Source organism: Flavobacterium piscis (assembly GCF_031457575.1).
GTDB classification, from domain to species: Bacteria; Bacteroidota; Bacteroidia; order Flavobacteriales; family Flavobacteriaceae; genus Flavobacterium; species Flavobacterium piscis_A.
The window spans coordinates 317,373-340,148 of the sequence record NZ_JAVDWQ010000002.1 but is presented as its reverse complement, the minus strand read 5'-3'; the positions used below and the strand labels follow the sequence as shown (position 1 = coordinate 340,148).

At 28.3% G+C, this 22,776-nt stretch carries 21 protein-coding genes; all 21 read left to right on the top strand.

Features of this window, described 5'->3' with window-relative positions; genetic code table 11:
- The first annotated feature begins 10 nt into the window (after positions 1-10).
- The 21 genes from rfbB (at position 11) to J2W48_RS04475 (ending at position 22,771) form a co-directional block, all read left to right on the top strand.
- Positions 11-1,057, top strand: a complete 1,047-nt coding sequence (rfbB, locus tag J2W48_RS04575; protein WP_310278743.1) for a dTDP-glucose 4,6-dehydratase — start codon at positions 11-13, stop codon at positions 1,055-1,057.
- A 52-nt stretch (positions 1,058-1,109) separates the two neighbouring features.
- Complete coding sequence (locus tag J2W48_RS04570) at positions 1,110-3,533, top strand: SLBB domain-containing protein (protein WP_310278741.1); 2,424 nt, start codon at positions 1,110-1,112, stop codon at positions 3,531-3,533.
- A 14-nt stretch (positions 3,534-3,547) separates the two neighbouring features.
- On the top strand, positions 3,548-4,615 hold the full coding sequence (locus J2W48_RS04565) for a Wzz/FepE/Etk N-terminal domain-containing protein (protein WP_310278739.1): 1,068 nt from the start codon (positions 3,548-3,550) through the stop codon (positions 4,613-4,615).
- Between the two features lie 50 nt (positions 4,616-4,665).
- Positions 4,666-5,433: a cytidylyltransferase domain-containing protein gene (locus J2W48_RS04560; protein WP_310278736.1), complete on the top strand. Its 768-nt coding sequence runs from the start codon at positions 4,666-4,668 to the stop codon at positions 5,431-5,433.
- Positions 5,430-6,464, top strand: coding sequence for an N-acetylneuraminate synthase family protein (locus tag J2W48_RS04555; protein WP_310278733.1), 1,035 nt, complete (start codon positions 5,430-5,432; stop codon positions 6,462-6,464). The genes J2W48_RS04560 and J2W48_RS04555 overlap by 4 nt, the downstream gene beginning before the upstream one ends.
- Before the next feature lie 4 nt (positions 6,465-6,468).
- Entirely contained in the window at positions 6,469-6,990 is a 522-nt protein-coding gene (locus tag J2W48_RS04550) for a KdsC family phosphatase (protein WP_310278731.1), read from the top strand.
- Between the two features lie 109 nt (positions 6,991-7,099).
- A complete protein-coding gene (locus J2W48_RS04545; protein WP_310278728.1) occupies positions 7,100-8,140 on the top strand; it encodes a hypothetical protein in 1,041 nt (346 codons plus the stop codon).
- Positions 8,141-8,370: 230 nt separating this feature from the next.
- Positions 8,371-9,744, top strand: a complete 1,374-nt coding sequence (locus tag J2W48_RS04540; RefSeq protein WP_310278725.1) for a hypothetical protein — start codon at positions 8,371-8,373, stop codon at positions 9,742-9,744.
- Between the two features lie 33 nt (positions 9,745-9,777).
- Positions 9,778-11,202, top strand: a complete 1,425-nt coding sequence (locus tag J2W48_RS04535; protein ID WP_310278719.1) for a lipopolysaccharide biosynthesis protein — start codon at positions 9,778-9,780, stop codon at positions 11,200-11,202.
- Positions 11,203-11,211: 9 nt separating this feature from the next.
- Positions 11,212-11,811, top strand: coding sequence for an acyltransferase (locus tag J2W48_RS04530; protein ID WP_310278715.1), 600 nt, complete (start codon positions 11,212-11,214; stop codon positions 11,809-11,811).
- A gap of 127 nt (positions 11,812-11,938) precedes the next feature.
- Positions 11,939-12,916 carry a WaaS/CpsH family glycosyltransferase gene (locus tag J2W48_RS04525; protein ID WP_310278712.1) on the top strand — a complete coding sequence of 326 codons (978 nt, stop codon included), beginning with the start codon at positions 11,939-11,941 and terminating at the stop codon, positions 12,914-12,916.
- A gap of 1 nt (position 12,917) precedes the next feature.
- Entirely contained in the window at positions 12,918-13,772 is an 855-nt protein-coding gene (locus J2W48_RS04520) for a glycosyltransferase (protein ID WP_310278709.1), read from the top strand.
- Entirely contained in the window at positions 13,765-14,943 is a 1,179-nt protein-coding gene (locus J2W48_RS04515) for a hypothetical protein (RefSeq protein WP_310278707.1), read from the top strand. The genes J2W48_RS04520 and J2W48_RS04515 overlap by 8 nt, the downstream gene beginning before the upstream one ends.
- A complete protein-coding gene (locus tag J2W48_RS04510; RefSeq protein WP_310278704.1) occupies positions 14,940-15,638 on the top strand; it encodes a glycosyltransferase in 699 nt (232 codons plus the stop codon). The genes J2W48_RS04515 and J2W48_RS04510 overlap by 4 nt, the downstream gene beginning before the upstream one ends.
- A gap of 4 nt (positions 15,639-15,642) precedes the next feature.
- Positions 15,643-16,242 carry an LbetaH domain-containing protein gene (locus tag J2W48_RS04505; protein WP_310278701.1) on the top strand — a complete coding sequence of 200 codons (600 nt, stop codon included), beginning with the start codon at positions 15,643-15,645 and terminating at the stop codon, positions 16,240-16,242.
- Positions 16,243-16,249: 7 nt separating this feature from the next.
- Positions 16,250-17,383: an NAD-dependent epimerase/dehydratase family protein gene (locus J2W48_RS04500; RefSeq protein WP_310278698.1), complete on the top strand. Its 1,134-nt coding sequence runs from the start codon at positions 16,250-16,252 to the stop codon at positions 17,381-17,383.
- Complete coding sequence (locus J2W48_RS04495; protein ID WP_310278695.1) at positions 17,380-18,420, top strand: WaaS/CpsH family glycosyltransferase; 1,041 nt, start codon at positions 17,380-17,382, stop codon at positions 18,418-18,420. Before J2W48_RS04500 ends, J2W48_RS04495 begins: the two co-directional genes overlap by 4 nt.
- A gap of 693 nt (positions 18,421-19,113) precedes the next feature.
- Entirely contained in the window at positions 19,114-20,169 is a 1,056-nt protein-coding gene (locus tag J2W48_RS04490; protein ID WP_310278692.1) for an EpsG family protein, read from the top strand.
- Positions 20,170-20,254: 85 nt separating this feature from the next.
- Positions 20,255-21,217, top strand: a complete 963-nt coding sequence (locus J2W48_RS04485) for an MraY family glycosyltransferase (protein ID WP_310278689.1) — start codon at positions 20,255-20,257, stop codon at positions 21,215-21,217.
- Complete coding sequence (locus tag J2W48_RS04480; RefSeq protein ID WP_310278687.1) at positions 21,214-21,639, top strand: WxcM-like domain-containing protein; 426 nt, start codon at positions 21,214-21,216, stop codon at positions 21,637-21,639. Before J2W48_RS04485 ends, J2W48_RS04480 begins: the two co-directional genes overlap by 4 nt.
- Positions 21,632-22,771 (top strand): DegT/DnrJ/EryC1/StrS family aminotransferase, encoded by a 1,140-nt coding sequence (locus tag J2W48_RS04475; RefSeq protein WP_310278684.1) that lies wholly within the window; start codon positions 21,632-21,634, stop codon positions 22,769-22,771. The genes J2W48_RS04480 and J2W48_RS04475 overlap by 8 nt, the downstream gene beginning before the upstream one ends.
- Positions 22,772-22,776 lie beyond the last annotated feature (5 nt).

The window sequence follows — 22,776 nt, the reverse complement described above, 5'->3', positions numbered from 1 at the left end:
GAAATTCAAAATGAAAAAAATTCTCATAACGGGCGGAGCCGGTTTTATTGGATCACATGTCGTGAGACGCTTTGTAAATAAATATCCGGAATATCATATTTATAATTTAGATGCTTTAACATATGCAGGTAATCTGGAGAATATCAAAGATATTGAAAATCAACCAAATTATACTTTTATAAAAGGAGATATCGTAGATGAAACTTTTATAAAGGAGCTTTTCTCAATTCATAATTTTGATGGTATTTTGCATTTAGCGGCTGAATCGCATGTTGATCGATCTATAGAAGATCCATTAGCATTTGTAAAAACTAATGTCATTGGTACGATGAATTTATTAAACACTGCAAAAAACCAATGGAAAAACAATTTTGAAGGAAAAAGATTCTATCATATAAGTACTGATGAGGTTTATGGTTCTCTTGGTGTTGAAGGTCTTTTTACAGAAACTACAGCTTATGACCCAAATTCTCCTTATTCAGCCTCAAAAGCAAGTTCCGATCATTTTGTAAGAGCTTATGGCGAAACTTATGGCTTGCCTTATGTTTTAACTAATTGCTCCAATAATTATGGATCTTATCACTTTCCTGAAAAATTGATACCATTGTTTATAAATAATATTATAAATAATAAACCACTGCCAGTTTATGGCGATGGTAATTATACCCGGGACTGGTTGTTTGTAGAAGACCATGCCATTGCAATTGACCTAGTCTTTCATGAAGGAAAAAATCATGAAACCTATAATATAGGTGGCTTCAATGAGTGGAAAAATATTGATTTGGTAAAATTATTATGCCAGATTATGGATGAAAAGTTAGGAAGGGAATCAGGTACATCCCAAGAATTAATTACATATGTTAAAGACAGGCCCGGGCATGATTTACGCTATGCTATCGATGCTTCAAAAATCAATAAAGAGCTAGGATGGAAACCATCGGTAACATTTGAAGAAGGTTTAGAAAAAACAATTAATTGGTATCTGAATAATGAAGACTGGTTACAGAATGTAACTTCCGGTTCTTATAAAGATTATTATCAAAAACAATATTCTTAAAAAATAATTCTTCTTCGATTTGTTAATTTAATCGGGATTAAATATTATAAATATGAAAAAAATAACAACTGTTATTGTATTATTTTTTACTTTTTTATTTTCATATCAAATAAATGCTCAGGATTTAATTAAATCAAATGATTTGAGTACTGTAAAAGTTGATTATTTATCTGATAACGATATTGCTAAAATAAGAATGCAATTACAAAGTAATAATATGACTATTGAGCAAGCTGAACCAATGGCTCTGTCAAAAGGAATGAGTACTGTGGAATTTGCTAAACTGAAAACAAGACTAAACGATGGACCAGCAAGTTCTTTAAATAAAAACAAGAGTGAAAATCGCAAGGATAATAAAAATGATTCGGGCAGAAGTCAGGAAAAAATTTTGAACTATAAAATAAAGGATACAGTAAATGCTTTGATTTTTGGCTCGGAGCTGTTTGACAATCCAACTTTAAATTTTGAACCAGATTTGAATCTGGCTACTCCAGTAAATTATATTTTAGGACCAGGAGATGAACTTCAGGTAAGTGTTTATGGTGTTCAGGAATACAATGCTAGCGTTCCGGTGAGTGCTGAAGGAAACATTACTATTCAGAACGTCGGACAAATTTCTGTTTCAGGAATGTCAATTGAAGCTGCTACACAAAAAATTAAGGTTGCAATAGCAAAAGTTTACAGTACTTTGCGTTCAGGTCAGTCACAAGTAAGTGTCACTTTGAATCGTATAAGAACTATTAAAGTTACTGTTGTTGGAGGTAAGCAACCTGGAAATTATTCTATTTCTTCCTTAGCAACAGTTTACAACGCATTACATTTAGCGGGAGGTCCGGGAAAAAATGGAAGTTATAGAAATATTGAATTAATTAGAAATAATAAAGTTTATAAAAATATTGATATTTATAGATTTTTGGTAAAAGGAGATCAGTCTGATAATGTTGGTTTAAAAGAAAATGACGTTATCAGGATTCCATCTTATAGCCAGAGAGTAACTGTTGAAGGGGAGGTAAAGCGACCTGGTATTTTTGAAATGAAAAACGGGGAAACATTTGCCGATCTATTAAGTTTTGCATCTGGATTTAATGAATTCGCCTATACAGCTTCCGTAAATGTTTTGCAAAAAACAGGTAAAGAATTTAAGGTTCAGGATATAAATGAAAGTGAGTTTGATTCGTATCAACCTCAATCGGGAGATGTTTTTAAAGTCACTAAAATTTTAAATCGATTTGAAAACCGTATTAAGATAGAAGGTGCTGTTTTTAGACCTGACTATTATTCTTTTACAGAAGGAATGAGGATTTCCGATCTTATTGCGAGAGCAGAAGGACTCAAAGAAGATGCATACAGTAAAAGAGCCAGAATAATTCGCTTAAAATCAGATTTGACAACGGAAATTGTAAACATCGATTTAAGTGCTGTGTTATCTGGAGATTTAAGCTCAGATATAGAATTAAAAAGAGAAGATATAGTAACTGTATATTCAATTTTAGATTTCAGGGAAGAATATAAAGTGACGATTGACGGTGAAGTAAAAAATCCGGGAGAATATGAATATTTTGAAAATCTAACTTTAAATGATTTGGTAGTTCAGGTTGGAGGACTAACAGGGTCTGCATCAAAAAGGGTAGAGATAGCAAGAATGGTTAAATCAGATGAAATAGATGATGCAGATCCAAAACGTATTGAACTGGTAGAACTTGAAATCACTGCTGATAATAATGAACAAATTAAAAATTTTGTATTAAAACCATTTGATGTTATTAATATTAGAAGGATCGCCGTTTATGAAAAACCTCAAATGGTTTTAGTAAATGGTGCAGTTGCTTATCCAGGTAAATATGTTTTAGCCAATAAAAAAGAAACGATTTATAATGTAGTTATGAGAGCCGGAGGGTTAACCTCTATTGCTAATTTAGATGGTATGAAAATTAAAAGGCCTATTAAACAAGATCAAATTGATCAACTTGAAAGTATTGATTTAAATTTAGCAGAGAATGATAGTGTAAAGGACAAATTGTCTAAAAGATTAAAAGATGAATTAAGGTATGCAGTAATTCCAGTCAATTGGGAAAAAATTGTAAAGAATAGGAACCATTATTCAAATGTTACCTTATTCCCCGGAGACGAAATTGAAGTTGCTGTTTATAACGAAGGAGTGAAAGTTACTGGAAATGTATTATTGACTTCAGAAATTCCATACAGAAGAGGTAAAAATTTTAAATATTATATAAATGCAGTTGGGGGAGTTGATAATAAAGGATGGAAAAAAAAGGCATATATCATTTACCCAAATGGAAAGGCTTCTGTGACAGGTTCATTTTTGTTCTTCAGGTCTTATCCGATAGTTAGGCCTGATTCTCAAATTGTTGTTCCGGAAAAACCTGAAACTAAAAAAATGTCTACAGGAGAATGGGTAAGTATTGGTAGTGTTTTAACTAGTTTAGCATTGTTAATCATTACGGCTTTTAAATAAATTTAGAATTCTATATGGAAAATAATTTGCAAGGTAACAATGATGAAATTTCATTAAAAGAATTACTGCAAAAAGGAAAAGAATGGTGGGTATATTTACTTTCACAATGGAAAATTATTTTTCTTATCGGACTAATAGGAGCTGCTTTGGGAATCACATATTCGATTATTAAAAAGCCTGTTTATACGGCGACATTGTCGTTTGCTTTGGAAGATGAAAAAAGCGGAGGTGGTTTAGGAAGCGCTTTAGGATTAGTAAGTTCTTTTGGTATCGATCTAGGTGGCGGAGGTGGGAGTATTTTTACGGGTTCTAATCTGACTGAATTATTTAAATCCAGATCAATGGTAGAGAAAACGTTGTTGTCCCCAGTTAATGTAAATGGAAAGGTAATTTCTTTGGCAGAAATGTATATTCAGAATAATGAGTGGCGTAAAGGCTGGAATGATAATCCAAAATTTGCAAGTTTAGAATTTTTACCAAATGCAAACCGAGAACCATACACCCGCGTTCAGGATAGTATTATGGGAAAAATGTATGAAAGTTTGTCAAAAGGAGGCTTGTCTGTCGCTCAAAAAGACAAAAAAATTTCAATTATTAGTATTGATGTTACTTCTCAAAATGAGCTTTTTGCAAAATATTTTTGTGAAGCATTAGCCAAACAAGTATCTGATTTTTACGTAACTACTAAAAGTAAAAAAGCAAGAATGAATATGGCTATTTTACAACATCAAACAGATTCTATTCGAAGGGAACTTAATGGTGCAATTATAGGAGTTGCAGTTGCCAATGATAATACATTTAATTTAAATCCAGCACTTAATGTTCGTCGAGCACCATCAGCGAGGAGACAAGTTGATGTACAAGCAAATACAGCAATCTTAACAGAATTAGTTAAACAAACTGAGTTGGCAAAAGTTACTTTACGTAAAGAGACACCTTTAATTCAAATTATTGACAGACCAATTTTACCGTTAGCAAAAGAACGGTTTGGTAAAATAAAAGGAATAATTTTAGGAGGATTTCTAGGAGTTTTTTTTATTGTTTTATTTTTAATTACTAAAAGAATTTTGAAAAAACTTTAATATCCCTATTTAAGTAATAATAATTTAAGTTTTTCTAAAATGACTGGGAAATGACAAAAAAAAAAGATATTTCACTTGGTATTGTTATACAAGCAAGAACTGGTTCGAGCAGACTTCCAAATAAAATTTTAATGAATTTTTATGAAGATAAATCGATATTAGACATATTAATTGAAAAGTTAAAATCTAAATTTTTTAATTATCCAATTATTCTTGCAACTTCAATTAATAGGAATGATAATGTTTTGTCTGAAATTGCTTTAAAGCATCAAATTGAGTTTTATCAAGGGAGTGAAGAAAATGTATTGAGTAGATTTGTTGAGGTTGGCGTAAATGGAAGATTAACTCATTTGTTACGTATTTGTTCTGATAACCCGTTTTTAAATATCAATCTAATATCTTTTTTGATAAAAGAACTTGATAGTCCAGAAATTGATTATTTAAGTTACTGTAATTATTTAGGAATTCCAGTTATTAAAACACACATAGGATTATTTACTGAAATTGTATCCTTAAAGGCTCTACTAAAAGCTACTAATCTTCAGAATGAACTAATTTATCAAGAACATGTTACAAATTTTATATATTCTAATCCACAAATTTTTAATATAAAATTACTAAATAGCCCTTCTGAGGTTCATTTAAGAGAGGATATAAGATTAACATTAGATGATAAAGAAGATTTTGATTACTTGGCATCTCTTTATAGCCTTACATATAGTAAACAAGATGATATTCGTTTTTTGATTGGTTTTATAGATTCTCATGAGGAGTACAAAATTAAAATGATTAATAACATAAAAAAATATTCAAAATGACTTATATTATTGGAGAAATTGGTCAAAATCACAATGGATCAGTTGATATTGCAAAATTAATTATCGATGTAGCATCGAGACCAGTTGTAGATAAACTTTTTGGTAAAAAACTAAAAGGTATGGACGCAGTAAAGCTTACTAAGCGTGATTTAAACCAAGAACTTTCTGCTTCCCAAATGTCAAAAGCTTATGATACACCACATTCTTTTGGTAAAACTTATGGGGAACATAGAGAGTTTCTAGAATTAGATGACCAAGAGCATTTTGAAATTTATAATTATGCTAAAAGTTATGGTTTAGATTTTGTTGAGACTTTGTGTGCAATAGGATGTTTAAGTTTATTAAAATTATTTACTCCTGATAAACTAAAAGTAGCTTCAAGAGATTTAACAAATTTGCCATTGCTAAATGCTATGGCCGAGACTAAAATTCCCATTATTCTTTCTACTGGAATGGGAGGCGTACGAGAAATTGACAATGCATTAGATGTGATTGTTAAATATCATAATAATATTGGTATTCTTCATTGTGTATCTGAGTATCCAACTAGATACGAAAATGTTAATTTGAATACTATAAAATATCTCCAAAAAAATTATTCTGATTTTATTATAGGATATTCAGACCATACAATTGGCATTGCAACTCCAATAGCGGCTGTAGCCATGGGTTCTGAAATAATTGAAAAGCACATTACATTAGATAGATTAATGAAAGGTACTGATCAGGCAGGATCTTTAGCTGTAGAAGGAATTGAAAGAATGGTTAGAGATATTAGAAATCTTGAACTTTCTATTGGTAAGGAAGAAATATTTATAGCGGATTCTGTTCATTCAGCAAAAGTTAAATTGGAAAGATCTATTGCAACTTTAAAAGATTTAAAAAAGGGGCATGTTATTTCTGAAGTTGATTTGCATTTATTAAGTCCAGGTGATGGTTTGAAGTGGGATGAAAAAGAACAGCTTATAGGGCAGGTATTAAAACAAGATGTTTCTGCAAATGAGATAATTTATTCTGATTTTATTAAGTGATCTTATGATTCTCCCAAAACTTATTCTTACAGACATTGATGGCGTTTGGACTGATGGCGGTATGTATTATGATAATACAGGAAATGAATTTAAGAAATACAATACATCAGACAGTGCTGGAATTCTTTTTTGCCGATTACTTACTATACCAGTTGGAATTATTACTGGGGAAAAAAATAACATTATACAAAATAGAGCCAATAAATTAGGCATAGATATTTTGTTCATGGGAATTAAAAATAAGCTTGAAGTTGTTAAAGATTTATGTCTAAAGTTTAATATTTCAATCTCAGATGTTGCTTATATAGGAGATGATATTAATGATATTCAGGTTTTAATGAATGTAGGAATAAGTGCTTGCCCTATTAATGCTCCTAATTATGTTAAAAAACATACAAATTTATTGTTAACCAAAGAAGGTGGGGATGGGGCTTTTAGAGAATTTGTGGAAAAAATTATAGGCGAAGCTGAGATGGAAAAAGTATTAGAACTTTATTTTAAATCCTTAAATAAGTTTGACCAATAATTATATCCATTTCAGCATTTAACAACTAATTTTTTTATTTTGTCAAAGTTTTAATCATGGGAAAAATAAATTAAACCTAAATATAACTATTAAAATCTTAGACTGAATTATGATAAAAAAAATACTCACAGTTATATTTGTAATTTCTACAGTTTCATGTTCCACTCAAGAAAATTCAGAAAGGAATGTAAATAATAAAGGTATTAAATTAAATTCGATTGTCCCATTTACTGACGACATATCTTATAACTTTACTGATCTCGTTTATTTTAAGGAGAGATGGTTTCTAATTTTTAGAGAGTCAGATAGCCATGCTTTTGGCAAAGATGGAGTTATTAATTTGTACACAAGGTTAGATAACGAAATTTGGACATTAGTTAAAACTTTTAAAGTTGATGGTATTGATTTAAGAGACCCAAAGTTTTCAGTAAATGATGATCAATTAATGTTATACCTACACGGGTCAAAGTATGTTGATAAAGAATTGCTAGGTTTTTCAGACTATAGGTCTGTTTGTATAGAAGGAAACAATTGGGAGGATTTAGAAGAGGTTAAGTTACTTAACTCAAAACCTTTGATTTCAAAAATAAAAGGTAACGAGGGATGGCCATGGAGAGTTACTTGGTATAAACATAAGGCATATACATTTGGTTACAGTTCATGGGGATTTGATTTATATGACAGCACAGATGGGTTAGCATTCAATTGCTTAAATATTATTCCAAAAGCTTTTCCTTTTAGAGGTGAAGCAACAATAAGAGTGGATGATAAAGGAGACTTTTACGCTGTAATTAGAAGTACAGATCTTATTTTGGCTAAAAGCACTGATCATAATAAATCATGGCAAGTTTTTGATAAAATACAAGTATTGTCATTGGGAGGCCCTAATTTTATTTTTTATGAAAATAAAATGCTAATTACAGGTCGTGATTCTAGAGCAATGCAAGTAGTTCTTTATAGTTATGATCTAATTAATAATAACTATAGAAAGTTACTTACCTTTCCTAGTGGTGGAGATTGTGGCTATGCAGGAATGGTAATCAAGGATGGAGAATTATGGGTAAGTTATTACTCATCGCATGATAGATATAAAGGGCGACATTCAGATATTTATATTAAAAATGTTAAATTAAGCGATCTTGGTTTATAGATAAAATATTTTTATTGAGTTATACACTTAAGTAATTTTATATATTGCTAATAATCAATAATTCATGTTTTTATTAATTATAGCTAATCTCTATAAAAGTTTTGCTTTTTAAATTTCATAATTTAAACTCTAAGTGCCTGATTTACAAATAACAACTAAGTGTGTAATTCAAATATTTTTAGATAGTAATTTAAGAGATTTTTTTAAATTGTATGTTTTGAACATAACTTATGCAGAAAGAAAAAACAGAAACAGGTTTTAACCAAAATACTTTTTTTGATTTTGAAGAAAAATATAATCTATTTAGTAAACAATCCGATGGTTTATTTTATTGGGATCTAATACGGTTTGAATTATTTTATCACCTATTGTGGAATCATAAGTCAAATGTAAAAAGTGAAGAATCAGCAGTAACTAAAAGACAAATTTTTGACGAAATTAAATCTTTTTTTGTTTTTATTTTATTTAAAAAGCCTGATTTTTTGTTTTTTACATCTTCCCGAAATATGATTGATAAGGATAAGTTTTTTGACCAAAATTTAGGTGATATTTTAAACAATATACGAGGAAGTTATTGTGCTTTTGAAACCTTTGAACGGAATAAGTCAAAATGGTATTATCAGAATACTTTATTTAATCCGATAGCTATTTTCAAAAAGATAACAAAGATATTTTATCAGCAAAAAAAAGACTACTCTGAACTAATTTCTTTAATCAATGCTGAGTTTTCAAATTCTGCCTTCACAAGTGAAGATATTAATAGATTGATCTTAGATTTTAAAATTGATTGTTTGTATTATTCTGTAATTTTTAAATTTAAGAAACCTAAAGCCATTTTTATCACTCAAAATGGTATTCAAAAAGGACTTTTTGCTGCCGCTAAAGAAAGAAATATTCCTATAGTAGAAGTACAACACGGAATTATAGATGATGCCCACTTGGCCTATAATTACTCTAAAAAAATTGATTATATAAAAAATCAAATTTACTTACCTACTTATTTTTTTTCATTTTCAGATTTTTGGGCAAAAGATTTAAATTTTCCAATAAAAGAAATTATTTCAATGGGGAATTCTTATTTTTTTAATGCTCAATATAGTAAAAATAAAAATAAAAGCGTAAATGGATTACTAGTAGCTAGTTCTGATGTATTTGGTGAAAACTTAAAAAAAATAGTAATTGACTTTGTTAATATTAATAAAACTATTCCGGTATATTTTAAATTGCACCCTAATCAATTTGTGGAAAAACAATATTACATAGATCAATTTGCAAATTTTGAAAATGTAAAGGTTTATACTAACGAAAATAGTGTTTATGAATTGTTAGAAATTTCAAAAGCAATATTAGTTATACAATCTACTGCTCTATATGAAGCTTACCATTTAAAAAAAATAGCATTCATATATAAAAAACAAACCTATCGAAGACATGAACATGTTTTTGATTTGCCAAATATAAACCTAATAAATAATGCTAATGAGATTGTCGAAGCATACGATAAAGAGTTTGTTATTGATGATTTGAGTGAAAATTTGTTTTTTAAAAATTTTGATTCTTATAAATTTGATCAATTTGTGGGTAATTCACTACTAGTAAATTGAGATCATCTTCAAATGCTTTAATTCGTTTTTTTAATGTCTGAAAAAATCGTAAAAACGACCCTATATTATTCAATAGGAGAAATCGTTCCCAGAATTATATCGTTTCTATTATTACCCATTTTAACAAAATATCTTACGGCCAATGAATACGGAATAGTGAGCTATACAAATTCTGTAATGACATTTGTATTTGTAATTGCAACCTTATCATTAAACACTTTTGTTTTACGTCATTATTATGGCTCAAAAGATGAGAATTCAAGAAAAGAATTAATTGGTAGTATCTTTCTGTTTATTTTTGGATTTAATTGCGCTTTGATTCTTCTTCAAATGCTTTTTTTTCCATTTATAATTAACTTTTTTAATATTAATATTCCATTTAAACCTTATTTTCAATTAGCAATTTTAAATAATTTCTTCGATGTAATCTCTATTATACCGTTAGTATTGTATAGAGTTAAAGAAAATGCCAAAGGGTTTTTAATATTGAGTCTTTCAAGAACACTATTACAATTTTTGATGGTTTATATTTTTGTAGTCGTCTATAATCAAGGGCTTTTAGGAAGTTACTATGCACGATTAATTGTAAATGCTCCTTTCATGTTCATCTATTTTTACATGATTTATAGAAACAGTATTTTCAAGATAAATTTTAAATTAGTAAAAGAAGCATTATATTTTACATTGCCCATTTTGCCTGGTAGCTTAGCTTTTTTATTTGTGTCTTTAAGTGATAGAATTATTTTAGAGAGATATATTTCATTAGATCAATTAGGGATTTTTTCTGTCGCAATCACTTTGGCTTCCGTTTTAAATATTGTAATTCAAGCTTTATATAAAACATTTGAGCCTATTTTATTTAAAGAATATTTTAATGAAAATTTTCAGGAGACTAACCTGAAATTATATAAAATTTATTTATTAGCCATTTTTGTTGGAGCTTTTGGAGCTTCTATTTTTAGCAAAGAATTTTTTATGATAGCAACTTCAGGTACTTTTAGAGAAGGCTATAAATTAGTACCACTCTTTATTGTTTCTGTAGTTATTTCAGGAATTAATACATATTTAATTATTTTGATGATAGCAAATAAAAAACAAAAAATGGTATCATTAGTTTCTATTATTTCTGCCATTATTTCAGTTGCTCTTAATCTTATTTTTATTCCTTATTATGGTTGCTATGGCGCCATAATCGCATCTGGAACTTCTTTTTTATTTTCTAATGTTATATTTCAATATAATACTGTTATTACAAAAAAATATATTATTACTCAAATTATATTAATGCTATTAGTGGTTTTGATACCAACAGTTTATGATACTTTATTTAACTTTAAAATAGTGTCAAATATAACTATCAAAATTTTTATTTCATTATTATTTATTCTTCTTAGTTTTAAAGTTTTAAACATTGATTTAAATTTTATTAAAACTAAATTTTTAATCAAAAGTAAGTGAGACATAATTATGATTAGAATTTATAACGCTTTATATAGAAGATTTTGGCATTTTTATAACAAAAGGAGTTATAAGAAATTAGGTGTAAATACATTTGTTAAAAATGCATTGATAATAACCCCAAAATATATTTCTATTTCTGATAACGTTTTTATTCTGCCTAATTCAAGAATAGAAGGGATAACGAGTTATGAAGGAGTTAGTTTTTCTCCTCATATTCAAATAAGTGAAAATTGTACCATACAGCAAAATTTGCATTTAACGTGTGCTGAAAATATTTTTATTGGAAAAAATACAGCCATTGCGGCAAATGTTACTATAACGGATATCAATCATCCATATGAAAATATCGATTTGCCTATTGAGAAACACGCATTAATAGTTACTCCAGTCAGTATTGGTGATGATTGTAAAATTTATAATAATGTAGTTATTTTACCTGGAACAAAAATTGGGAAGCATTGCGTTATAGGTGCAAACAGTGTTGTTGGTGGGAATTTTACAGATTATTGCATTGTTGTTGGCGCTCCGGCGAAAATAATAAAAAGATATTGTTTTGATTCTGCTAGTTGGAAAAAAACGGATGGCAAAGGGAATTTTGTAGTATAAGTAGTGAAAAAGAAATAATGTCGTGTTTTACTTTTATATAAATTATCTTAATTGACTAAAAAACAAATAGTTAAAATTTTTAATAATACAACAACAAATCATTCCAATTACTTAAATATATTTTATAATGACAAAAAAAAGAGTTTTATTTATTGGTATTGGTTTTTATGATTATGAAGATGCAATTATTGAGGAATTTAAAAAGCAAGATTACAAAATTGATTATTTCTCAGGAACCCCTCCTAATACATTTTTATATCGATTGTATTCTCGACTCAAAAAATATCAAAAAATTGAGTCTCTCAAAGAGAAACATAGTCTAGGAATTGTTGAAAATTTGAATGTAAAATATGATTTAGTTTTTATCATTAAAGGCGAATCTTTTTCTAGAAATGCAATAGAAATTTTAAAAGCAAAAAATCCCAATGCCAAATATGTATTGTATTTATGGGATTCAATACGTAGGATAAAAGATGTCAATGAAAAATTGATTCTTTTTGATAAAGTATATTCTTTTGATCGATTAGATTGTGTAGAAAACGAAAAGTTTATTTTGAATCCTTTATTTTTTAGAAATGAGTATTTAAATCAAAGCAATGATTGCATACAAAATAATCATATTTATCATTTAGGTTGGTATCATTCAGACAGATTGATTTTAATACAAAAAATTGCCAAATATTGCCAAGAGAATAATTTAAAATATGAATTTATATTGTTTACAGGCTATTTTAGTTACATTTTTCAATCTATTTTTGGAGGTCAGCTTAAAAATAATAAAAGTTTTTTGACATTTAAACCTATTTCGGCTAAAACAAATTTCCAGAATATCCTAAATTCAAAAGTGACTTTAGATATAGCGCATCCATTTCAAAGTGGTTTGACAATGAGAACAATAGAACTTATTGGGGCACAGCGAAAAATAGTTACAACAAACGAAGATATTTTAAACTACGATTTTTATAATCCAAACAATATATTAATTATTAACCGTGGTAATCCAGTTTTAGAAAAGTCTTTTTTTGAATCTGAATACACTCCAATTCCAAATGAAATTATCTCTAAATATTCAATTGAGAATTGGTTAAGAAGAATGATAGAATAATATGAAACTAGAAGATATATTTGTCATTATCATTCTTTATAAAAATAATTTAGAGAATTCAAGAACAATTAAAACGTTGGAAACTTCTTTAGATAAAAAGATTAATTTATTTGTTTACGATAATAGTTCAGAGAAACAATATCCTGAAGAGAGTTTTTCTTACAATAAATTTAATGTTCAGTATTTTCATGATCCCACAAACGTTGGACTTAGTAAAGCGTATAATTATGCATTGAAATTAGCCGTAAATAATAAATGTTCATGGTTGTTGTTATTAGATCAGGATACTTGTTTTACAAAAGAATATATTGATGCAGTTGAAATGTTAAGAGTAGATAAATTGGACAAAAAGACTGTTGCTGTTATTCCTAGGGTAAAATCTTTAACAAATAACCAAAAAATTTCTCCGGCTAAGATTATATTAGGAGGAATTTGTAGACCATTTAATTATCAAGAAGGCATAATTACATCTAAGATTAGTGGAATTAATTCAGGTACTATTTTAAAAGTTGATTATTTTAAGTCTATTGATGGATTTAATGCAAATTATACTTTAGATATGTTAGATCATTGGTATTTTAAAAAAATATTTGATGATGGGAAAAATATTTTTTTGCTGAATGCCACAATTAATCAAGACCTATCAGTTCTTGAAAACTTTGAAGAAAGTGTTTCAATTGAAAGATATAAGCAAATGTTAAAAGCAGAAAGCCTATTTATTATGGAAGAGAGTTTTATAAGTCTTGCTGTTTTTAAGTTAAGGTTATTTTTTAGAATTCTAAAGCAACGAAAGTTTAGAAATAAAGAATATTATAAGTTTACTTTAAAGATTTTATTGCGCCATAGGAATGCTTAAAAAATTAAATTTTAGTTTTTTATTTTTTTTAAAATTACTATTTGTCCCTGTTTTATATGAACTGGTAATCGGGGGGAGTGGTCATTATTTGGAATTTGGTCCGATAACTTTTAGGATAGTTGCTTACCTCGTAGTAATTTTTTTAGCAATTATATATTATTTAGAAAAAAAAGTTATAAAGAAAGATCTAAGTGTCATATTGTTGTCATTTTCAATGACACTTATTTTTAGCTCTATTGTAGGGTTTTCGAATAATGCCCACCTTGGCTCAGTTTTAGAGGATTTAAAGCCATTATCTTTTTTTTATATATTATTATTTTTTGCTATTGTGGTAAAAGATATTGACGATATAAAAAAAATTTCTACAATACTAAAAATAGGTCCTTTGATATTAGGAGTTATTTATATTCTGGTAATAATATTGTTACTTCTAGGAAAAATAAATTTCACGGCTTTTTATTATCAGCAAAGTAAAATTGGAGAAATAATGTTTAGAAATGAAACACTTTTTTTCTATAAAGGTTTTCTTTACTTATGTGTTGGTTATTTTTTTTTCTTATTATCTGATGGGAAAGGAAATAAATTTGGTGCTCTCTTTTTATTTGCTTGTATTATACTGACACTGACAAGGGGGTTTATTTTATTTACGATCCTAATATCTGCTTATTATGTTTTTTTTATTAATAAGAACATTGTACTTAAATGGATTACATTTTTACTTGGAATAATTGCTTTTTCAATTTTAGTGCCGATATTATTAGATATTTTGGGAGATAAGTCAGATTCTGATAGTTTGCGATATTTGCAAATCAATGAAGTAATTGAAGGTATTAATCCATTAAGTTTTATTATCGGACATGGGTTTGGAGTTGGTGTTGAATCACGGCCAGTTCATATGGAATTGTCTTTTTTAGAAATTTTTCATAAACAAGGCATAATTGGTTTAGCGTTTTGGTTTGGTTTATTTTTTTATATTTTTTTTTTATATGCAAAAATTAAAATTAAATCTTACCGAAATATTGCTCTTCCTTTTTTATTAAGTGTAATTTTTATTATTTTACAATCTGGTACAAACCCATATATGAATAATCCAATTGGATTATTGATGATTTTGATTTCTGTTATAGTATTTTCAAAATTAGTAGAATTACAAAAAGAAAAATTTTTATGATTTCAGTCTGCATAGCAACTTATAATGGGGAGAAATATATAGGAGAGCAACTAAATTCTATCTTGTCTCAATTAGATAATAATGATGAAGTGATTATTTCTGATGACCATTCAAAAGATAATACTTTAAATGTGATTAGAGATTTAGGGGATGTCAGAATAAAAATTTTTAACAATGAAATGGAAAATGGTTACTCTAAAAATTTTGAAAATGCAATAAAGAAAGCTTCGGGAGATATTATTTTTATTTGCGATCAAGATGATGTTTGGTTTGATAATAAAATTCAAACTATGATTGAGGCATTGTATAAAGCTCCGTTGGCAATACATAATGCGTTGATTGTTGATAGTCAATTAGATTTAATCAATAATTCTCATTTTGATTTATATCAAGTAAAAAAGGGTTTTCTGAAAAATTTTTTAAAAACAAGATATATTGGAGCTTGTATGGCTTTTAAGAGGGAAATTTTGCAGAAGGCTTTACCATTTCCTCAGAATCAAAAGCTTTGCGCTTACGATTATTGGTTGACCTTAATTGCAGAGTTCTATTATAAAGTTGAACTTGTTAAAGAGCCCCTAATTAAATACCGTAGACATCTTGATAATGCTTCTACTGGAGGAACAAAGAGTAATAACTCTTTTATGAAAAAAATCAATATGAGAATTTATTCGTTTTATCACTTACTTAAACGATAGTTAAATGAGTAGTTTATTTAAAAGATACTCTTTATATCAATTAATTATTCTGTTTTTTAATGTAATTAGAACAAAATTTTTATTTAAAGAAGCTAGAATAATAAGATTTCCATTTGATGTAAGAGGAAAGAAATTTATTTCAATATCAAAAGGTTTTACAACAGGTGTGGGTTGTAGATTAGAGGCATATCCAACTAATAGAGATAAGGTTCTTTTTATTGGAAAAAATGTTCAAATAAATGATTATGTTCATATTACAGCAATGGAAAAAGTAAGTATTGGCAATAATGTATTGATGGCAAGTAAAATTTATATTTCAGATTGTACTCATGGAAGCTATTCAGGAGATAATAATGATAGTAATCCAAAGACTAATCCATCAGATAGAGTTCTTTTTTCTTCCCCTGTAATAATAAAAGATAACGTTTGGCTTGGAGAATCAGTTTCCATTTTGCCAGGAGTAATAGTAGGAGAGGGAACAATAGTGGGTGCTAATTCTGTAGTTGCGAAAAGCTTACCGGACTTTGTAATTGCAGTTGGAATTCCTGCAAAACCAATAAAAAAATTTAATTTTCAATCTCAGAAATGGGAAAAATATCTATAAATAAATCATGAAGAACATTTTAATTACTGGAGGAGCTGGTTTCATAGGAAGCAATTTAGCTCTTGCACTTATAGAAAAGGGACATAAAATTACAGTTTTAGATAACCTGTCAAAACAAATACATGGCGAAAATCCGGAAGTTACTTCTCCACTTTTTAAAAGTATAAAAGATAAAGTTACTTTTATTGAAGGTACTGTTACTTCAAGAGAAGATTGGACAAAAGCATTAGAAAATCAAAATGTAGTGGTGCATTTTGCTGCTGAAACAGGAACTGGTCAGTCTATGTATTGTATTGAAAAATATACCGAAGTAAATATTCAAGGTACGTCAATCATGCTCGATATATTAGCTAATAATGAACATTCTGTTAAAAAAATTGTTATTGCCTCTTCCCGTTCAATTTATGGTGAAGGGAAATACAAACATCCTGAATTAGGGATTGTATATCCTTTGCATAGAAAAGAAAAAGATATGATGGCAGGAAGTTTTGAGCTTACATTCGCAGATGATCAAATTCTTGAATTACTTGCTACAGACGAAGAATCAAAAATTCATCCTTCGTCTGTTTATGGTATTACTAAACAAAATCAGGAACAAATGATTATGACTGTTTGTCCAACATTAGGAATTGCACCTGTGGGCTTTAGGTATCAAAATGTTTATGGGCCTGGACAATCGTTATCAAATCCATATACAGGTATTTTATCAATTTTTTCGACTCAAATTAGGAATAATAATCCAATTCAAATTTTTGAAGATGGAAAAGAGTCAAGAGATTTCGTTTTTATTGATGATGTTGTTGATGCAACTATACTAGGAATAGAAAAAGAGGAAGCTAATGGACATGTTTTTAATGTTGGAACAGGTGTTGGAACAGATGTTCTTGAAGTAGCCAATTCTTTGATAAAAGCTTATGATATAAATGTGCCGGTAACTGTAACAGGTAGATTTAGATTAGGAGATATTCGTCATAATTATGCTGATTTAACTAAAATTATAAGGCACTTAGGATTTCAACCTAAAGTTTCTTTTAAAGAGGGGATAGAGAAATTTTCTTCTTGGGTATTACAACAAGAAATTCAAGAAGACAAATTAAGTAAATCTCTTGAAGAAATGAAGAAAAAAGGATTGTTAAAATGATAATTGAAGAAGCTCTTATAGATAAGAATATTTTGTTTTTTTCTGTTCAGACTTTTAATCTTGAAAAAGAAATCATTAAAAAGTTGGAAGAATTAGGCGCAAATGTAGATTACTTTGATGAGAGACCTTCAAATAGTAATTTAACTAAAGGCATTATAAGGTTAAAGAGGAGTATATATCAATTTAAAATAAAAAAATATTATAAAAAAATATTGCTCGAAATTAGTGCTAAAGATTATGATTTTTTATTTGTGAATAAAGGCGAGGTTGTTCCTGAATTCTTTTTGGATGAATTTCAAAAAGCACAACCGAACTGTCAATGCATTTTTTATACTTGGGATTCTTTTTCAAACAATAAAAATGCATTAACAATTTTAAAGTATTTTCATAAGAAATTTTCATTTGATTCAGATGACGCTGTTAACTATGGCTTAGAATTTAGGCCTCTTTTTTATTTAGATTTTTATAAGGATATAGATTTAATTTCTAATGTAGCAATAAAAAACGATTTACTTTTTTTAGGAACTGCACATTCTGATAGATATAGAATAAGTAATCATATTGCAGGTTGGTGCGATAAATATAAACTTAAAGCATATTGTTATTATTATATGCAAGGAAGATTAGTCTATTTTTATAAAAGAATGTTTGATAAAACTTTTAAAGAATTCGATTATAAAAAATTGAGTTTTGAAAGCTTAAAAACAAAAGATTTATTTCAGTTATATCAAAAATCTAGAGTTGTTTTGGATATAAATCACCCTAGACAAAAAGGACTCACTATGCGTACTTTTGAAACTATAGGAGCTAATAGGAAAATGATTACTACAAATATTGAAGTTAAAAAGTATAAATTTTACAATCCTGATAATATTTTGATTATTGACAGAGAAAATATCCACTTGAACAAAGAATTTTTTGAATCTAATTATAAAATTATTGATGAAGATTTATACGAAAGAATGTCATTAAAAGGTTGGTTGTCATGTTTGTTTGTCAATAGTGAACCAAATATTTGGATTGAAGGAATTAATTAAATTAACGGAATGCAGAATACTGAAAATCATTTTAATTAAAAGCCGATAGCTTTAAATATAATAAACTTAATCAAAGGAGCTCAAATGCTGAGATTACTTAAGAAAGAGAGACGAATTTTTTTGTTTGTAACCTTGCTATATTATATCTATTATATTTAGAGAGATTTTATTAAAATAGCATAATTAATTTGTATAATGAAACTCAGAGATTGCCTGATAAAGCAGGAATCTTATATTTGTGTTATTTAATTTTTTGTCATTTATAAATGTTCAGTCTAAGCTAAAATGTAATTTCAATATATCTAAAATTATGATGGTTTAGGATTAGTTAATGTCGGGAATGAATATTTAATATCATTTCGGTAAAAATAGAAACTTTGGATGGGTGATTTTGTAAAGTATAATAATTCATCATAAACTAATGGGGCTTCTCAATTAAATGTTGCAGATTGGAGGATTAAAAAAACAGATATGGGAATTTAAATATGTGTGAAAAAAATTAATGGTTAGAATTAAGTAGATTTAAAATAAACAACTCAACAGGTTTAAATACTTGGTAATATCAAAATACTAAATATTCCTTTTCTTAAATGAAAAGTTCTAGGTAAACTGAGTTTGATTAATTATGTTTATATTATTTTAAATAGTTGTAGAATAATAAGGTGCACAGAGCATTGTAAATAAACAAATGGAATGGGTTTTTATGTTTTATTATTGTTCGTAATACTAGCTCTATTCCTTATTAGTTATAGATATCCAAGTTCGGAAAAAAACATAAGTTTAACGCTTTTGGGTATTTTGATTTTAATTGGGGGATTTAGGGATAGAATAGGTTGGGATTTTATTAATTATACGAATTGGTATTTTAAAGGAACCAGAGATAATGATCTTGAATTTGGTTTTTTAGCAGTCATGAGGGTGTTTAGGTATTTAAATCTAGATTATGAATTTCTTTTTTTCTTTTTTTCTTTTTTTACTTATCTCTTTGCTTATCTGGGAATCAAAAAATATACTAAAAAAAGAAGTTTACCTTTGATGCTTTATTTTTTGATTCCAGTTTTGTTTTTATATTCATTTACTTATATAAGACAATATTTATCTGTTACCATCGCTTTTTATGCTTTTACTTTTTTGTTGGAGAGAAAATACTTTATTTACTTTCTATGGATGTTAGTAGGAGTTTCATTTCATTACAGTTGTTTGATACCGCTTGTAATTTTTCTTTTAGTTTTTTTATGGGGAGATTATATGAAAAACTATCATTTGTATATATTGATGGGGATTTCATTTGTTATATCGCAAATAGGATTTATCTATTGGGCGAGTTTGTTACTTAAAGATTCTCATTATTTGTATTATGTTTCAAATAAAGAAGCAGTTCCAGTTCCTTTATTAAAGTTATTAATTATGAACATAATGGGGATTTTGGTGATAAATTATTTTAACAAAAAAAAGTTTCAGTATGATTATCAAAGATACTTGTTGTTGCTCTATGTCTGTTCTATATTTTTCTTGAATTTATTTTCGGAATCTACCGAATTAACGAGAATTTATATTTATTTTAGAATTTTTGAAATTATTCTTGTTGCCGATATCATTCGTTATGCTTTACTAAATAGGCGATTTTGGCTTATCTCTTTTATGTGCTGCTTTTATTTTTTGCCTTATTTTAGGGCTATACAAATTAATAGCGGGAGTGCATGTAAGGATGAGTTCAAGTTAATTCCTTATAAATCGCTACTATACTAAGGATGAGTAATTTATTCTAGGAGTTATAGTGCCAATTTGGGTGTGGAATTCTAAAAATTTAGATGGAATTAATATTAATTTAATTATGGGTTATACATTATTAGGAATTCTTTTAATGATTTTAATGTTACTGTATTTTAAAGTAGCCAATCATTTTAATATCATTGACAAACCCAATGAAAGAAGTTCCCACAGCGATATCACTTTGCGAGGAGGAGGGATTATTTTTTGGTTTGCAGTCTTGCTATATTTTGTTCAACATCTTCAAAGTAGCTACTTCTTTTTTGCAGGAATATCTCTAGTTAGCTTAGTTAGTTTTTTGGATGATATTCAGAGTATGTCTAATAAGATTCGAATTTCAATTCACTTTTTAGCGATTTCTCTAATTTTTTATGATCTTGATATTTTTCATTCATTACCTTTTTTTGAAATTATGCTAGCTTATATTTTTTCCATAGGCATTATTAATGCTTACAACTTTATGGATGGTATCAACGGTATAACTGGTCTTTATACTTTGGTAGTAATGGGATCGTTATTATATGTTAATAAAAATGTTCAACTATTTACAGATCATGATTTTATAATATATGCCATGATCGCCAGTGTGGTTTTTCTATTTTTTAATTATAGAAAAAAAGCAAAATGTTTCGCAGGGGATGTTGGTAGTATAGCAATCGCTTTTTGGATTATTTATCTGGTTTTGAAACTTATTTTAGTTACAAATTCACTGATATGGATTTTGTTTCTAGCAGTCTATGGAGTAGATGCCGTTTGTACAATTCTACATCGTTTATATTTAAAACAAAACATTTTCGAAGCACATCGTCTGCATTTTTATCAGGTTTTAAGCAATGAAAATAAAATACAGCATCGATTGGTTGCCCTATATTATGGATTAGCACAAATTTTAATTTCTACAGTGGTTATTTCTCTATATCAGAAGGTTTCAGACATAATACTGTTTGTAATTGTAATTTCTCCTTTGCTTATGATATATTCTTTGAAATTTTATCTACTGAAAAATGATTTAAAATTAAATTCATGAATCCTAAAATAATCCATGGTGGAAATTTTTCGGATCGTCGAGGTACTATTTCATTTGTAAATGATTTTAGTTTCAAGGGTATCGAACGATTTTATATTATTAGTAATTCTGATGAAAACCCAGTTCGAGCCTGGCAAGGGCATAAATTAGATGCTAAGAATTTCTATTGTTTAAGCGGTTCTTTCAAAATTCATTTCATAAAGATTGATAACTGGGAGAATCCCTCAAAAAATTTGAGAATCGAAACTATAATGGTAGATGCCTCAGAAAGTAAAATAGTGCATATCCCGGCAGGTTATGCCAATGCAATAGAGTCATTGGAAACAAATTCAAAGCTACTATCATTTTCAACTTTACCTTTAGTGAATGTTAGTGATGATGATGTTCGCTACAATTCTGATTATTGGAAAATTAATGAATAAGAAGCGAATTTTTTTATCCTTGTCACAACAAAGTGGTTTTGAACAAGAATATATTCAGAAAGCACTTGATGATAATTGGATAACTTCAGGCGGCCCAAATGTAGATGATTTTGAAAAAGTCCTCGAAAATTATCTTTCTGATGAATCATATGTGACAGCTTTAAATTCTGGTACATCTGCGATTCATTTAGCATTAATTTTGCTAGGCATAAAAGCGGGAGATGAGGTTATTTGTCAAAGTTTAACATTTTCGGCATCAGCTAACCCTATTTTATATCAGGGAGCGATCCCCATTTTTGTAGATAGCGAATTCGACACCTGGAATATTTGTCCTGAGAACCTTGAAATTGCAATTAAGGAAAGAATTAAAAAGGGTAAAAAGCCTAAAGCAATTATAACCGTTCATTTATATGGGAACCCATATCAGGTTGATGAAATACATGCAATTGCTGATCGATATGAAATTCCGATTATAGAAGATAGTGCTGAGGCACTAGGAAGTAGTTATAAAGGAAAAAAGTGTGGGACTTTTGGAGATCTTGGAATTCTTTCGTTCAATGGCAATAAAATCATTACAACTTCTAGTGGGGGAGCATTAGTTTCAAACAAAAAAGAATTAAAGGAAAAAGCGTTATTTTATGCTACTCAATCTAAAGATGAAGCAATTCATTATCAACATAGCGAAATTGGTTACAATTACAGAATGAGTAATATTTGCGCCGGAATTGGGCTTGGGCAGTTAAAAATTTTGGAACATAACATTTTAGCGCGAAGAAATATGCATTCTTTTTATAAAGAAATTTTCAAAAAGATAAAAAGCATAACCCTATTTGAAGTTTTAAACGAAGACTATTTTTCAAATTACTGGTTAAGCACTATCTTGATTGAAACAGATAGAGGCAAAAATATAAATAAGGAAAGTGTAAGACTTGCTTTTGAAGAAGCAAATATTGAAAGCCGGCCTCTGTGGAAACCTATGCATTTACAACCAGTTTTTATGAAATATCCTTATTATGGTAATAAAGTAGCTGAAGAATTATTTGAAAAAGGCCTGTGTTTGCCTTCAGGTTTAACCCTTACAATTGAAGATAAAAATAGAATTGAAGAAGTGATCGGAACTTTCTTTAAGTAGATTAG

What these genes read in the sequence shown, in the direction of transcription:
- rfbB (WP_310278743.1), top strand. Translation starts at nt 11, where the DNA reads ATGAAAAAAATTCTCATAACGGGCGGAGCCGGTTTTATTGGATCACAT.
- J2W48_RS04570 (WP_310278741.1), top strand. Translation starts at nt 1,110, where the DNA reads ATGAAAAAAATAACAACTGTTATTGTATTATTTTTTACTTTTTTATTT.
- J2W48_RS04565 (WP_310278739.1), top strand. Translation starts at nt 3,548, where the DNA reads ATGGAAAATAATTTGCAAGGTAACAATGATGAAATTTCATTAAAAGAA.
- J2W48_RS04560 (WP_310278736.1), top strand. Translation starts at nt 4,666, where the DNA reads ATGACAAAAAAAAAAGATATTTCACTTGGTATTGTTATACAAGCAAGA.
- J2W48_RS04555 (WP_310278733.1), top strand. Translation starts at nt 5,430, where the DNA reads ATGACTTATATTATTGGAGAAATTGGTCAAAATCACAATGGATCAGTT.
- J2W48_RS04550 (WP_310278731.1), top strand. Translation starts at nt 6,469, where the DNA reads ATGATTCTCCCAAAACTTATTCTTACAGACATTGATGGCGTTTGGACT.
- J2W48_RS04545 (WP_310278728.1), top strand. Translation starts at nt 7,100, where the DNA reads ATGATAAAAAAAATACTCACAGTTATATTTGTAATTTCTACAGTTTCA.
- J2W48_RS04540 (WP_310278725.1), top strand. Translation starts at nt 8,371, where the DNA reads ATGCAGAAAGAAAAAACAGAAACAGGTTTTAACCAAAATACTTTTTTT.
- J2W48_RS04535 (WP_310278719.1), top strand. Translation starts at nt 9,778, where the DNA reads ATGTCTGAAAAAATCGTAAAAACGACCCTATATTATTCAATAGGAGAA.
- J2W48_RS04530 (WP_310278715.1), top strand. Translation starts at nt 11,212, where the DNA reads ATGATTAGAATTTATAACGCTTTATATAGAAGATTTTGGCATTTTTAT.
- J2W48_RS04525 (WP_310278712.1), top strand. Translation starts at nt 11,939, where the DNA reads ATGACAAAAAAAAGAGTTTTATTTATTGGTATTGGTTTTTATGATTAT.
- J2W48_RS04520 (WP_310278709.1), top strand. Translation starts at nt 12,918, where the DNA reads ATGAAACTAGAAGATATATTTGTCATTATCATTCTTTATAAAAATAAT.
- J2W48_RS04515 (WP_310278707.1), top strand. Translation starts at nt 13,765, where the DNA reads ATGCTTAAAAAATTAAATTTTAGTTTTTTATTTTTTTTAAAATTACTA.
- J2W48_RS04510 (WP_310278704.1), top strand. Translation starts at nt 14,940, where the DNA reads ATGATTTCAGTCTGCATAGCAACTTATAATGGGGAGAAATATATAGGA.
- J2W48_RS04505 (WP_310278701.1), top strand. Translation starts at nt 15,643, where the DNA reads ATGAGTAGTTTATTTAAAAGATACTCTTTATATCAATTAATTATTCTG.
- J2W48_RS04500 (WP_310278698.1), top strand. Translation starts at nt 16,250, where the DNA reads ATGAAGAACATTTTAATTACTGGAGGAGCTGGTTTCATAGGAAGCAAT.
- J2W48_RS04495 (WP_310278695.1), top strand. Translation starts at nt 17,380, where the DNA reads ATGATAATTGAAGAAGCTCTTATAGATAAGAATATTTTGTTTTTTTCT.
- J2W48_RS04490 (WP_310278692.1), top strand. Translation starts at nt 19,114, where the DNA reads ATGGGTTTTTATGTTTTATTATTGTTCGTAATACTAGCTCTATTCCTT.
- J2W48_RS04485 (WP_310278689.1), top strand. Translation starts at nt 20,255, where the DNA reads ATGGGTTATACATTATTAGGAATTCTTTTAATGATTTTAATGTTACTG.
- J2W48_RS04480 (WP_310278687.1), top strand. Translation starts at nt 21,214, where the DNA reads ATGAATCCTAAAATAATCCATGGTGGAAATTTTTCGGATCGTCGAGGT.
- J2W48_RS04475 (WP_310278684.1), top strand. Translation starts at nt 21,632, where the DNA reads ATGAATAAGAAGCGAATTTTTTTATCCTTGTCACAACAAAGTGGTTTT.